Genomic DNA, 12,577 nt, shown 5'->3' with positions numbered 1-12,577 from the left:
GCTACGCTATACCGCGAAACCGAGCGCGCGCAGCTGCTCGCGACCTTCTTCAGTGATCATTTGAGGCCCCCACGGCGGCATCCACACCCAGTTAATGACGACCTCGTCCACCTCGGTGTTCTGCACCACCGCGAGTTCCGTCTGCTCCTCCAGCATGTCCGTGAGCGGACACGCCGGGGACGTCAGCGTCATGTTGATGACAGCCTTCGTGGTCTCTTCTTCTTCAATCCAGATGTCGTACACGAGGCCCAAATCGATGACGTTGATTCCCAGTTCTGGGTCAATGACGTCGTGCATAAACTCAGCAACATCGGATGCGAGCTGGATCTGCTCTTCTGTCTGAGCGGGACGCGTGTTTTCAGCTTCGGTCATCGTTCCTTCTCCTTATCTCCCCGGGGTCTTCCCCAGGGCGTCCGCTGTCGCTGCTTGGAACGCTTTCCACCCCAGCAGCGCGCATTTCACGCGAGCGGGAAACTTAGCCACGCCGGCGAAAGCGACGCCGTCGCCGATAACCGCTGGGTCGCCCTCACGCGTACCGCGCGAGGTCACCATCGCTTCGAACTCCGCCAACTTCTCGAAGGCCTCCTCGACGCGGTGGCCGATCACTTCCTCGGCCAGCACGCTTGTCGACGCCTGGGAGATACTGCACCCGGTCGCCTCGTATGACACGTCCGCAACCGTGCTCCCGTCGTCGGAAAGCTGGACCCGGAGCGTCACTTCGTCCCCGCAGGAGGGGTTGACGTGGTGCACTTCCGCCGCGTACGGCTCGCGCAGGCCCGCGTGCTGCGGGTTCTTGTAGTGCTCCAGGATGACCTCTTGGTACATCGACTCTAGGTTCACGCGCCCACCCCAAAGAACTGCTGGGCGTACCGCACCGCGTCCGCCAGCGCATCCACCTCTTCTAGGGTGTTGTAAAGGTAGAAGCTGGCCCGGGCCGTCGCCTGTACGTCTAGGCCCCGGTGAGCGGGCCAGGCGCAGTGGTGACCCGTGCGGATGGACACGCCACGCGAATCCAACACCTGGCCCAGATCGTGGGGGTGGAGCCCGTCCACGGTGAAGGCGATCGCACCACCGCGATGATCCGGCGTCGAAGGCCCGGTGATACGGAGGCCTTCGATCTCCGCCAACTGCGTGAGAGCGTAGGCGGTGAGCGTGTGCTCGTGTGCCTGGATGGCGTCCATTCCAACATCGCTGAGGAAGTCAACCGCCGCACCGAGGCCAACGACTTGGCTGGTCATCTGAGTGCCCGCCTCGAACCGCTGGGGCGCCGGAGCGTAGGTCGAGTGATCCATGTGGACCACTTCGATCATCGATCCGCCCGTGAGGAACGGCGGGAGGGCGTCGAGAAGCTGGCCCTTGCCGTAGACCGCGCCGACACCAGAAGGGCCGCACATCTTGTGGCCCGAAAATGCAGCGAAATCGACGCCGAGCGCGTGAAGGTCAACGGGCATGTGCGGCACCGACTGGCAGGCATCGAGCACCGTGAGCGCTCCGACAGCTTTTGCGCGGCGAACCATTTCGGGGACGTCGGCGTGGGCACCCGTCACGTTGGACTGGTGGGTAAAGGCGACTACCTTCACGGTCTCGTCGAGCTCGAGCGAATCGAGGTCGATGCGTCCGTCTGGGGTCATCGAGTACCACTTCAACTGGGCCCCGGTTCGGCGCGCCAGCTCCTGCCACGGCACGAGGTTGGCGTGGTGCTCGAGTTCGGTGACCACGATGGTGTCCCCTTTGGACACGCGTAGGTCGCCGGCGCGGTCGTCGCCAAGAGTATAGGCGACGAGGTTGAGGCCTTCCGTCGCGTTCTTGGTGAACACGAGCTCGTGACCGTCTGCCCCCACAAACGCCGCGATCTTCGCACGCGCCGACTCGTAGGCGTCGGTCGCCTCCTCCGCCAGCTGGTACGAGCCGCGGTGCACGGGCGCGAAGGTGTTCAGCACGAAGTCGCGTTCCGCATTCCACACGCGTTCCGGTCGCTGCGATGTCGCACCGGAATCAAGGTAGACCAAGGGCCTTCCCTCGCGGACGGTGCGGGACAGGATCGGAAACTCCGCGCGGACGGCGTCTACGTTGAGTGTTCCGTCTGAGTTGCTAAAAGCCATTAGATGAACTTTTCGTAGCCTTCTGCTTCGAGGACATCAGCCAGGGAGGCGTCACCGGTCTGGACAACCTTGCCGTTGGCGAAGATGTGAACAAAATCCGGGCGGACGTAGTTGAGAATGCGCTTGTAGTGGGTAATCATGAGGACCCCGCCCCCCGTCTCCTCCTGGTAACGGTTGATACCCGCGGACACGATGCGCAGGGCGTCGACGTCGAGGCCCGAATCCGTCTCATCCATCACTGCGAACTTCGGCTTCATCAGCGCGAGCTGCATCACCTCGTGCCGCTTCTTCTCGCCACCGGAAAAGCCCTCGTTCACGGAGCGTTCCGAGAAGGACGCATCCATCTGGAGTGAATCGCGGGCCTCGTTGAGCTCTTGGACCCACTCGCGCAGTTTCGGCGCCTCACCGCGTACCGAGGTGACCGCGGAACGCATGAAGTTCGACGAAGACACACCGGGGACCTCAACCGGGTACTGCATGGCAAGGAAGAGGCCGGCGCGGGCTCGCTCGTCGACCTCCATCTCCAGAATGTTTTCACCGTCAAGAAGGACCTCGCCGTCGGTGACTTCGTATTTGGGGTGCCCAGCCAGGGTGTAGGCCAGCGTCGACTTGCCAGAACCGTTAGGGCCCATGATGGCGTGGGTCTCGCCCGAGTTGATCCTCAGGTTAACGCCCTTCAAAATCGGGGTCGGCTCCTGGCCCTCTTCGGAGGGGATGACGTTAGCGTGCAAGTTCTTGATCTCAAGAGTGGACATACTTTTATACCGTCTGCTTTCTGTGTTTCAGCCTGGGTATCGGCGGTTTAAAGGTTGGCGAGCTCGAGTTCCCCGGACACCCGGGCGATGAGTTCGTTGCGCACGGACTCGACCGGGATGCGGTTGAGTACTTCGTTGAAGAAGCCACGGATGATCAGGCGGGTCGCTTCCGCCTCGGGAATGCCCCTCGAGCGAAGGTAGAACACCTGCTCCTCATCGAACCTGCCAACAGTAGCGGCGTGGCCCGCGCCGGCGATCTCTCCGGTTTCGATTTCCAGGTTCGGAATGGCGTCGGCGCGCGCTCCGTCGGTAAGAACCATGTTGCGGTTTGTCTCGTAGGTGTCCGTGCCATGCGCGGCCGCGCGAATCAGCACGTCGCCAACCCAGCAGGTGCGCGCGTCGGGAAGGTGAGACGACTTATCGCCCTGAAGCGCGCCTTTGTACAACACGTTGGACCGGCAGTTCGGCACGGCGTGATCCACGAGCAGTCGGTTCTCGATGTACTGTCCGTCATCGGCGAAGTAGACGCCGGTGAGCTCGGCATCGCCACCCGGGGCGGTGAAGGACACGCGCGGCGTGATGCGCACGACCTCCCCACCGAACGTCGCAACGGTGTGACGCAGTGTCGCGTCTCGTCCCACGGTGACTGCCTGCGAGCCGAGGTGCACCGCGTCGCGGTCCCAATCCGCGTCCACAACTGCATGAACGCGGGAGCCGTCTCCGAGAACCCAGTTCACGTTGTCCGCGTGCGTCCCCGAACCGGCGTAACGCACGATCACCGTTGCCGTGGAGTGGGCACCGGCGTCGATCAGCACTGTGCCGAAGGTGGTCACGTCGGCGCCGGAGCCGGTGACAGTCACCGTCACCGGCTCCTCCAGCTGGGCATCCGCGGGGATGGTCACGAGCGTGCCCGACTTCGCCGCCGACCACGCCTGGGCTGCCACGCGGTCTACGGGTGCGCCCGCTGCCTTGAGGCGGGGATCGTCGGCAGGAAGCTTCTCGACGCGAACCTCAACCGGGCCGGATACCTCGATGTTCGCCTCCGCTACAGGGGCGAACGTGCCGTTGTGCAGGCCGCGCAGACGGCGCAGGGAAATGAACCGCCACACCTCATCCCTGCCGCCCGGAATGTCGAACTGTTCGACGTCGAAGGAGGAAAACAGGTCCCCCTTGTTGTTGTGGGTCGTCGCGTTCTTGACGGTCTCCACGGTTGCTTCTGCCATCGGTTAACCCACCGATCCTTCCATCTGCAGTTCGATAAGGCGGTTCAGCTCAAGCGCGTACTCCATGGGGAGCTCCTTGGCAATCGGCTCGACGAAGCCGCGGACGATCATGGCCATCGCTTCCTGTTCCTCGATGCCACGCGACATGAGGTAGAACAGCTGCTCCTCCGACACCTTTGACACCTTGGCCTCGTGGCCGAGGGTGACGTGGTCGTTACGGATGTCGTTGTAGGGGTACGTGTCCGAGCGGGAAATGTCATCCACCAGCAAGGCGTCGCACTCGACGTTCGAGGTGGAGTGGTGCGCGTTCTGGTTGATTTGCACCAGCCCTCGGTACGCAGCGCGCCCGCCGCCGCGAGCCACAGACTTCGACACGATCGACGAGGAGGTATGCGGGGCCATGTGCGTCATTTTCGCGCCGGTGTCTTGGAACTGGCCCTCGCCGGCAAAGGCGACGGACAGCACCTCGCCACGGGCGTGCTCTCCCGTCATCCACACGGCCGGGTACTTCATCGTGACCTTGGAACCGATGTTGCCATCAACCCATTCCATCGTCGCCCCGGCTTCGGCCTTGGCACGTTTGGTCACTAGGTTGTAGACGTTGTTCGACCAGTTCTGGATCGTGGTGTACCGGCAGCGGCCACCCTTCTTCACGATGATTTCCACCACGGCGGAGTGCAGTGAGTCCGACTTGTAGATCGGGGCGGTGCAGCCCTCGACGTAGTGCACGTAGGCGTCTTCGTCGACAATGATGAGCGTCCGCTCGAACTGGCCCATGTTTTCCGTGTTGATACGGAAGTAGGCCTGCAGCGGGATGTCCACGTGAACTCCCGGCGGAACGTAGATGAAGGATCCGCCCGACCACACCGCGGAGTTCAGCGCGGAGAATTTGTTATCGCCGGCGGGAATGACGGTGCCGAAGTACTCGCGGAACAGCTCTTCGTGCTCCCGCAGTGCGGTGTCGGTGTCGACGAAGATAACGCCCTTCGACTCGAGGTCTTCACGGATCTGGTGGTAGACCACCTCTGATTCGTACTGGGCCGCAACGCCCGCCACTAGGCGCTGCTTCTCGGCCTCGGGGATACCGAGCTTGTCGTAGGTATTCTTGATGTCCGCTGGGAGTTCCTCCCACGACGCGGCCTGCTTCTCCGTCGACCGGACGTAGTACTTGATGTTGTCGAAGTCGATATCGGAAAGGTCCGCGCCCCACGTGGGCATCGGCTTCCTATCGAAGATATCCAGTGCCTTCAGGCGCTGGTTGAGCATCCACTCGGGCTCGTTCTTGATACCCGAGATGTCGCGCACGACGTCTTCGTTCAGACCGCGGCGAGCGGCAGCTCCGGCGACGTCTGGATCGTGCCACCCGTAGTTGTAGGCGCCGATGGACTGGATGATCTCATCGTCGTTCATCGGCCTTTCCAAGCCGGGTGCGGGGGTAGTCTCAGTCAAGGTCTCCGCTCCTTTCAGTGTGGGTCCCGTCCGCCGGTTTCGCGACGTTCAGGGGAATGTTTGTCGTGCAGATGTCGCTGCCACGCGTGATGAGCGCGAGCGGCTGGACGTGCCGACCCGTGAGCTGCGATATCGCTTCGTGTTCCGCTTCGCACATCTCCGGGTGGGCTGCGGCGACGGCCGAAATGGGGCAGTGGTGCTGGCACAGTTGGATCCCGGCGCCGACCCTCGTCGCCTTCGCAGCGTACCCGTTGCGATCCAACGCGTCCGCCAACTGGCGGGCGGTGTCCGCGGGGTCATCACTGGGATCGATGCCGTCAAAGATGCGCCGCATTCGCTCGCGCGCCAATTCCAGCACAGCATTGTCGCCTCCCGCGCGTGCAAGTGCGCTCAGCGCGTCAGCCGCCAAAGAGTCGTAGTCCGTGCCGAAGGTGTTTTTTCCGGCCTCAGTCAGCCGGTAGTGCTTGGCGGGGCGGCCCCGGCCAGCTTCCTCACCGGCCACGGCGCGCGGCGGGCACTCCTCGGCTAGACCCTCGTGGGCTAATTTCTCCAGATGGCGCCGCGCTCCGGCAGCGGTCAGCCCCAGTGATTCTCCAACTGCGGAGGCGGTGACGGGGCCATGCGCAAGAAGCTCGGACAACACAGCGTGGCGGGTGTCTCGGCCACGTAGCCGGGGTTGTTCCTCCATGTCCTCACCTCGTTTCACAGGATGTTTCACATGATGCCGACGGTCGAATCACCGCTGCCTTTTTTCAACACTAGTGTGTCGTTATTCATTCCGTCAGGACGGGTGGGGCACTGCCGTAGACTGTGCAGCCGTGAGTTTCCCCCGACGCCGTTTAGCAGCTCTCCCGCTGTGGATCCTGCCCCGCTTGGGCCGGCCCGGATCGCGCTCGTCGGAGCTGCATGCGCGGGAGGAGGACCCTCAGGCGGCCCCCCAGCCGTCGACAAGCGAGCTCAATCGCTTCTCGCTGTTGCGATGGCTGGGAGCGGTCGGCACCCTGCTCATGGGCCTCGGTGGCCTCGGGGGTGGCGCGCTGCCGGTGGTGGGCAACCCCTATTTCACGCTGCCGGGGGGAGCGTTTATGGGACGGATGCTGCAGGCGTCGTCGGCGCTCGTTCTTATCGGCGTCGGGCTGCTGGTTACGGCGTGGGTGTGCATGGGTCCGTTCCTGGGAGTGAGCCGCGGTCACCCGAGAGTGCGCTCCGGGGTCATTGTGCAGACGTGGGCGGTGTGGGTGCTCCCCCTGCTTTTTACCGCGCCCCTTTTCACACAAGACATCTATTCCTATCTTGCTCAGGGATCGATTGTTCGACATGGCCTCGACCCCTACGCCGCGGGACCAGTGGAGCTGCTCGGGACGGAAAACCACTTGGCCCGGTCGGTGCCCTTCATTTGGGCACACTCCCCTAGTCCGTACGGGCCCGTGGCGCTGGGTCTGGCGGGAGCAGTCTCGCGGCTGACGGGAGACTCACTCGTCCTTGGAGTGCTCGCCCACCGCGCCCTTGCTCTTGTGGGGATCGCATCGGCGGCGTGGGCAATCATCGCGCTCGCTCGGCGTTGTTCCGTGGCACCAGCAACTGCGCTATGGCTCGGTGTTCTCAACCCCCTCACGTTGCTACACCTCGTAGGGGGCATTCACAACGAGTCGTTGCTGCTCGGTGTTGTCCTTGTCGGTCTCGAGGTGGGCCTGCGCGCAATAGAGGCGGGCTCGAAAGTCCGGCGCTTTGGCATGCTCTGCGCGTCCGGCTTCCTCATCTCATGTGGTGGCATGGTCAAAGTGACGGGCTTCATCGGGCTCGGTTTCGTGGGGATGGCTCTGGCCCGGGCACTGCGGTCGAAGTACGGCAGGGCAGCGATCCCCTTAGCCGCGTTCATCATGCTGGCCGTGCTCGTATTGTCCGTCGCCGTTGTGTCCGCAGCGACGGGGATTGGCCTGGGGTGGGTGACCAGCCAGGGGGGCGCCGCGACGATCCGCAGCTGGATGTCTCTGACCACGGTTATCGGGGTCAGCGCAGGGTTTTTCGGAATGGTACTCGGCTTGGGCGACCACACAGAGGCCATGCTCACCGTCACCCGCGGCGCGGGTCTCACCCTCGCGGGAGCCTTCCTCATCCGCATGCTGTGGGCAACGTTTCGCGGATCCATCCACCCGGTGGGGGGACTCGGCGTGGCAACCCTGGTTCTCGTGGTCCTATTCCCGGTGGTTCACCCGTGGTACCCACTGTGGGCCCTTTTGCCCTTGGCCGCCTGGGCCAACCGCTTTGGATTCCGCGCAGCGGTGGTTGTCTACTCCGCCGCCTTTAGCTTCTTCGTTCTCCCCCGCGGCCTCGCTCTATCCCCCGGGGCCGTGGCCACGATTTACTTCTCCGCCGCGGTGTACTTCGCCCTCTTATGCGGGTTGGCCTGGCTGGTGTACCGCCGTTGGGGCCGCCGGGGGTTACACTAACCACCCATGAGTACAACCTTTGGTGGAGGATCCCCTACCTTCTCCCCCTCCACCTCGGACGACGCTTTAGTTCACGCTTTGGTCGTCGATGACGTCCGCAAGCGGTTCGCGAATACCGAGGCCGTGCGAGGGGTGAGCTTCACCGCCCAGCGCGGTGAAGTGCTCGCGCTTCTCGGGCCTAATGGGGCTGGCAAAACGACAACGATCGAAATGTGCGAGGGGTTTATCGCGCCCTCGCACGGAACCATCCGCGTCCTCGGCCTCGACCCCGCGACACACCCCCAGCGAGTTCGCGACCGCATTGGGATCATGTTGCAAGGCGGTGGCGCGTACTCGGGGATTCGCGTCAAGGAGATCCTGTCCCTAACGGCCCGTTATAACGCCGATCCCCTCGACCCCGAATGGCTCCTCGACACCCTTGGCCTGCGCGGGGTCGAGAAGACAACGTACCGGCGCCTCTCGGGCGGGCAGCGTCAGCGTCTCTCGCTCGCGCTCGCAATAATTGGCCGGCCTGAGCTCGTTTTCCTGGACGAGCCGACCGCCGGCATGGACGCCCAGTCCCGGCTTGCGGTCTGGGACCTTATCGGCGCGATGAAAAACGACGGGGTCACTGTCGTACTGACTACGCACCTGATGGACGAGGCAGAAGCTCTCGCCGACAAGGTGGTGATAGTGGATCGCGGACGCGTAGTAGCGCAGGGCTCCCCCGCCGAACTCACCCAGGGCGTGGCAGCTCCGGGCATTTTCTTTTCGACGTCCACCGCCCTCGCCACGTCCGAGCTGGAGGGAATGTCCGTCGAGGCGGTGCGCCCGCTTCACTACCGCGTGCCAGGCGCCGCGTCCCCGGACGTGGTCGCCGCGGTCGCCGCCGCGGCGGCTGCGCAGGGGGTGCAGATCCGCGAGCTCACAGTGGATCACCGCACGCTCGAGGACGTCTTCCTCGACATCACTGGCCGAGATTTGAGGAGCTGACAGATGCGCTTTGCCCCCGGAACGTTCACTCCCCGCCCACAACGCGCCCCCGCCACAACGATGGCGTTGGCGCAGGGCCGAGTGGAAGCGCTGTTGATGCTCCGCCACGGCGAGCAGCTCTTGCTCAACATCATCGTGCCGGCCTTTCTCCTTGTCGCGTCACGCTTCCCCTTCGTCGGTGATTACCTCAGCATCGACAGGGCCGTCCCCATGGTTTTCGCTGTCGCTGCCAGCAGTGCCGGGTTCACGGGCCAAGCGATCGCCCTTGCATTCGACAGGCGCTACGGTGCCTTAAAGCGGTCGGGGGCCTCGGGTGTGCCCGCGTGGACGATCATCGCCGGCAAGGTGTTGGGCGTGGCGGCCATGGTCGCCGTGCAGGTGGTGTTCCTCGGTGCGCTGGCGGTTGCGCTCGGGTGGCGTTGTTCGCTGCTCGGGGCGGCGGCGGGTTTGCTCACGCTCCTCGTGGGCGTAGCTGCCTTTACCTCCCTGGGGCTGCTGATGGGTGGCACGCTGAGCTCGGAGCTGGTCCTGGCACTCGCCAACCTCATGTGGCTAGTCCTCATGGCGTTGCTCGGGTGGGTCGCATTTTCTGGGGACCTCGCTCACGCCGGCTGGTGGAACATCGTGCCTACTATCGCGCTGGCCGGTTCGCTCACCCAGGCTCTCCACCTCGCGGCCGACCCAGCCGCGCTGGCAGCCCTGGTTGCCTGGGCCGTCGCGGGAATCTCCGCGGCGGCTCGGTGGTTTCGCTTCGATGGTTAGTATCCGCCCGGGCTGGGATAGGCTGACATGCGTGAGTACGGCGACTAGCAAGACGACGTCCGGGCGAACCCAGACCCCCAGCCTCCACCTGCAGCGGATTCTGGCGCTCATCCTCCTTATCGGCCAGGGCGGGATCACCGTGACTGGGTCCCTCGTTCGTGTCACGGGCTCCGGACTCGGCTGCGATACGTGGCCGCTGTGCCATGAAGGCTCGCTGGTCCCCGTCGCCGGCGCCGCCCCGTGGGTACACCAAGCTGTGGAGTTTGGTAACCGCATGCTGACTTTTGTGCTCTCCGCGGCGGCGATCGCGGTTCTCTACGCCGTTGTCCGGGCCAAACGACGTCGCGAAGTGAAAGCCCTTGCGATTGCCTCCCTCGCCGGGATCGCCGTCCAAGCTGTGATTGGTGGGATTTCCGTCCTCGTCGACCTGCGGTGGTGGGCCGTTGCCGTCCACTTCTTGCCGTCGATGGTGCTCGTGTGGATCGCGGCATTGCTTTATATGCGCGTCGCAGAGCCCGACGACGCGACACCCCAACAACGGTTCTCCTCTTCCGCCCGCGCGCTGTCGATCCTCGCTGCGGTCGCCCTCTCCGCCGTTCTGGTGACGGGGACGATGGTGACCGGTTCGGGGCCGCACTCCGGTGACGCGGGCGCGGGCATGCAGGGCCGCCTCCAGATGGACACGCGCATTTTGGTGTATGTCCACGCGGTGTGCATGTACACATATCTCTTGTGCACCCTGATCACCGTTTACTTGCTGCGCCGCAGCCACGCCCCACGCGACGCCTTCCACACGGCATCCGTCCTGGTGGGAATGATCGTGGTCCAATGGGCCGTCGGGGTGACCCAGTTCTACCTCGGAGTACCGCGGTGGACGGTGCCGGGTCACATCGCAATGTCGTCCATCGTGGTCGCATTCAGCGCGTTCCTCTATGCGCACGGCCGGAGGCGGCTGAGCTAATCTGGTTACCCTGGCGGTATGAAAGCGATTCTCGTAACCCGCCACGGTGGACCAGACGTCTTGGAGCTCGCTGACGTGCCCGTTCCCTCGCCCGACCCGGACCACATCTTGGTCCGCGTCCTCTACGCCGGCGTCAATTACATTGACACCTATTTCCGCTCCGGCTCCTACCCCTCGTCACCCCCGTATATTCCGGGCACCGAGGGATGCGGCCAGGTGCTGGAGGACCCGTCGGGGGACATCGCGCCGGGAACGCTCGTCGCGTGGCACGACGCGCCGGGGTCCTACGCCGAAGTTGTGTCTGTGCCCCGCGGCCGGCTTGTCGCGGTGCCGGACTCGGTCCCTCCTGCCATTGCAGCGTCCATGCTTCTCCAGGGGATGACCGCCCATTACCTGCTTCACGGCACGCGGGAAACGAGGCCCGGCGACACGATGGTAATCACGGCCGGTGCTGGCGGCGTGGGCCTCATCCTCACACAGATGGCCACCGAGCTCGGCGCCGTGGTCTTTTCGGTCGTGTCTTCGGAGGACAAAGAGCGGCTCGCTTACGACGCCGGTGCCGCTCACGTATTCCGCTACGACGCCAACCTGGCCGAACAAGTCCGGTCCGCCACCGGAGGCCGCGGTGTGGACGTGGTGTACGACGGCGTCGGCAAGTCGACGTTCGCTATGGCTCTCGACGTCTGCCGCCCAAGGGGGCTCGTTTGCTCTTTCGGTTCCGCGTCGGGCGAGGTAGAGCCATTTCAGATCCAGGAGCTCAACCGGCACGGTTCCCTATTCCTCACGCGCCCCTCGCTCGGCGCCTACGTCTCCACAGACGACGAGTTTCGCTTCCGAGCCCAAGCCGTTGTCCGCGCCGTGGAGTCCGGTTCGATCACCGTACGAGTCCACGAGCCTTACCCGCTTGCCGACGCATCGCAGGCGCACCAGGACCTCCAGTCGCGGTCCACGTCTGGGTCTGTGGTCCTCAAAGTGAATTAGAGCAGGGGTGGCAGGCCCACGACGGCGTCAAAAGAAAGCGCCAGGAACAGCACCGCCAGGTAATTATTCGACAGAATAAACAGCTTGAGGGGCTTGACGTCGACGCCGCGCTTCACGCCGTTGTGCAACTGCGTCGCCCGGGTTAAGAACGCGGCGCCGGAAAGTACAGCCGCAACGGCGTAGATCCACGAGGTCGCAGGGATGAGCGCGAGCGAGGTAAAGGCGGTGAGCCAGGAGTAGAAGACGATCTGCCGCGTTGTCTCCACCGGCGAAGCAACGACGGGCAACATGGGCACCTCGGCCCGCTGGTAGTCATCCCGGTACTTCATGGCCAGAGCCCACGTATGCGGTGGCGTCCAGAAAAAGATGATGAGGAACATCACCACCGCCTGCCACCACCGATCAGGCGTGCCGTCACTGACGTTGTCGCGGATCACCGCCCACCCAACAAGGACCGGCATGCACCCAGCAGCGCCGCCCCAGATGACGTTTTGCCAGGTGCGGCGCTTGAGCCACTTTGTGTAAACGTAAATGTAGAACCAGTTGGTCAGCACGATAAAGAACGACGCGAGCCACGAGTGACACACAAGACCGAGCCACAGCACGCTGATAAGCAGCATCACCCACGCGAAGACCGCGGCGCGCCCTTTCGTCACGGTGGCGCGGACTAGGGGGCGCGCCCGGGTGCGCCCCATTTTCTGGTCGATGTCGTAATCGGCCACCATGTTGAATGTGTTGGCGGAGGCTGCACCCATCCACCCCCCGAGGAGCGTAGCCAGGATGAGCCACACCGGAACGTTTCCTCGATCGGCCTGAAGCATCGCCGGAATTGCCGCCACAAGCAGGAGTTCAATCACCCGCGGTTTCGTCAGAGCGAAATACGCCTTGATCGTCTCCAAAGATTGTCCTCCACTTTGTAACC

Annotated in this window: 13 protein-coding genes; 5 read left to right on the top strand and 8 right to left on the bottom strand. The window is 63.9% G+C overall.

What is annotated here, in order from left to right; translation table 11 throughout:
- Nucleotides 1-6: 6 nt before the first annotated feature.
- The 7 genes from CAPI_RS05425 to CAPI_RS05395 are packed head-to-tail and all read right to left on the bottom strand — an operon-like array spanning nt 7 to nt 6,217.
- Nucleotides 7-372, bottom strand: a complete 366-nt coding sequence (locus tag CAPI_RS05425) for a metal-sulfur cluster assembly factor (RefSeq protein WP_018017029.1) — start codon at nt 370-372, stop codon at nt 7-9.
- Nucleotides 373-384: 12 nt separating this feature from the next.
- On the bottom strand, nt 385-840 hold the full coding sequence (sufU, locus tag CAPI_RS05420; protein ID WP_018017028.1) for a Fe-S cluster assembly sulfur transfer protein SufU: 456 nt from the start codon (nt 838-840) through the stop codon (nt 385-387).
- A complete protein-coding gene (locus CAPI_RS05415) occupies nt 837-2,102 on the bottom strand; it encodes a cysteine desulfurase (protein ID WP_018017027.1) in 1,266 nt (421 codons plus the stop codon). The genes sufU and CAPI_RS05415 overlap by 4 nt, the downstream gene beginning before the upstream one ends.
- Nucleotides 2,102-2,857 carry a Fe-S cluster assembly ATPase SufC gene (gene sufC, locus CAPI_RS05410; RefSeq protein ID WP_018017026.1) on the bottom strand — a complete coding sequence of 252 codons (756 nt, stop codon included), beginning with the start codon at nt 2,855-2,857 and terminating at the stop codon, nt 2,102-2,104. The genes CAPI_RS05415 and sufC overlap by 1 nt, the downstream gene beginning before the upstream one ends.
- 47 nt (nt 2,858-2,904) lie before the next feature.
- Nucleotides 2,905-4,080: a Fe-S cluster assembly protein SufD gene (gene sufD, locus CAPI_RS05405; protein WP_018017025.1), complete on the bottom strand. Its 1,176-nt coding sequence runs from the start codon at nt 4,078-4,080 to the stop codon at nt 2,905-2,907.
- 3 nt (nt 4,081-4,083) lie between these two features.
- Nucleotides 4,084-5,490 carry a Fe-S cluster assembly protein SufB gene (sufB, locus tag CAPI_RS05400; protein ID WP_018017024.1) on the bottom strand — a complete coding sequence of 469 codons (1,407 nt, stop codon included), beginning with the start codon at nt 5,488-5,490 and terminating at the stop codon, nt 4,084-4,086.
- 31 nt (nt 5,491-5,521) lie between these two features.
- Nucleotides 5,522-6,217 (bottom strand): helix-turn-helix transcriptional regulator, encoded by a 696-nt coding sequence (locus CAPI_RS05395; RefSeq protein ID WP_018017023.1) that lies wholly within the window; start codon nt 6,215-6,217, stop codon nt 5,522-5,524.
- A 130-nt stretch (nt 6,218-6,347) separates the two neighbouring features.
- On the opposite strand from CAPI_RS05395, the gene mptB reads away from it, so the two are divergent.
- From mptB to CAPI_RS05370, 5 genes are read left to right on the top strand one after another with little or no spacing between them, the layout of a single operon-like run.
- Complete coding sequence (gene mptB / locus CAPI_RS05390; protein WP_051059690.1) at nt 6,348-7,979, top strand: polyprenol phosphomannose-dependent alpha 1,6 mannosyltransferase MptB; 1,632 nt, start codon at nt 6,348-6,350, stop codon at nt 7,977-7,979.
- A 6-nt stretch (nt 7,980-7,985) separates the two neighbouring features.
- A complete protein-coding gene (locus CAPI_RS05385; protein ID WP_018017021.1) occupies nt 7,986-8,951 on the top strand; it encodes an ABC transporter ATP-binding protein in 966 nt (321 codons plus the stop codon).
- A gap of 3 nt (nt 8,952-8,954) precedes the next feature.
- Nucleotides 8,955-9,713, top strand: a complete 759-nt coding sequence (locus CAPI_RS05380) for an ABC transporter permease (protein ID WP_018017020.1) — start codon at nt 8,955-8,957, stop codon at nt 9,711-9,713.
- Nucleotides 9,714-9,744: 31 nt separating this feature from the next.
- Entirely contained in the window at nt 9,745-10,674 is a 930-nt protein-coding gene (locus CAPI_RS05375; RefSeq protein ID WP_018017019.1) for a COX15/CtaA family protein, read from the top strand.
- An 18-nt stretch (nt 10,675-10,692) separates the two neighbouring features.
- Complete coding sequence (locus CAPI_RS05370) at nt 10,693-11,655, top strand: quinone oxidoreductase family protein (RefSeq protein WP_018017018.1); 963 nt, start codon at nt 10,693-10,695, stop codon at nt 11,653-11,655.
- On the opposite strand, the gene CAPI_RS05365 is transcribed toward CAPI_RS05370, so the two are convergent.
- Nucleotides 11,652-12,554 (bottom strand): heme o synthase, encoded by a 903-nt coding sequence (locus CAPI_RS05365; protein ID WP_018017017.1) that lies wholly within the window; start codon nt 12,552-12,554, stop codon nt 11,652-11,654. The two genes, CAPI_RS05370 and CAPI_RS05365, sit on opposite strands and share 4 nt — an antisense overlap.
- Nucleotides 12,555-12,577 lie beyond the last annotated feature (23 nt).

Source organism: Corynebacterium capitovis DSM 44611, assembly GCF_030440535.1.
Classification (GTDB): Bacteria; Actinomycetota; Actinomycetes; order Mycobacteriales; family Mycobacteriaceae; genus Corynebacterium; species Corynebacterium capitovis.
The sequence above is the reverse complement of the archived record's forward strand: the minus strand, read 5'-3'. Positions and strand labels throughout refer to the sequence as shown.

What these genes read in the sequence shown, in the direction of transcription:
- CAPI_RS05370 (WP_018017018.1), top strand. Translation starts at nt 10,693, where the DNA reads ATGAAAGCGATTCTCGTAACCCGCCACGGTGGACCAGACGTCTTGGAG.
- CAPI_RS05395 (WP_018017023.1), bottom strand. Translation starts at nt 6,217, where the DNA reads ATGGAGGAACAACCCCGGCTACGTGGCCGAGACACCCGCCACGCTGTG.
- CAPI_RS05425 (WP_018017029.1), bottom strand. Translation starts at nt 372, where the DNA reads ATGACCGAAGCTGAAAACACGCGTCCCGCTCAGACAGAAGAGCAGATC.
- CAPI_RS05380 (WP_018017020.1), top strand. Translation starts at nt 8,955, where the DNA reads ATGCGCTTTGCCCCCGGAACGTTCACTCCCCGCCCACAACGCGCCCCC.
- CAPI_RS05385 (WP_018017021.1), top strand. Translation starts at nt 7,986, where the DNA reads ATGAGTACAACCTTTGGTGGAGGATCCCCTACCTTCTCCCCCTCCACC.
- sufC (WP_018017026.1), bottom strand. Translation starts at nt 2,857, where the DNA reads ATGTCCACTCTTGAGATCAAGAACTTGCACGCTAACGTCATCCCCTCC.
- sufB (WP_018017024.1), bottom strand. Translation starts at nt 5,490, where the DNA reads ATGAACGACGATGAGATCATCCAGTCCATCGGCGCCTACAACTACGGG.
- sufD (WP_018017025.1), bottom strand. Translation starts at nt 4,080, where the DNA reads ATGGCAGAAGCAACCGTGGAGACCGTCAAGAACGCGACGACCCACAAC.
- CAPI_RS05415 (WP_018017027.1), bottom strand. Translation starts at nt 2,102, where the DNA reads ATGGCTTTTAGCAACTCAGACGGAACACTCAACGTAGACGCCGTCCGC.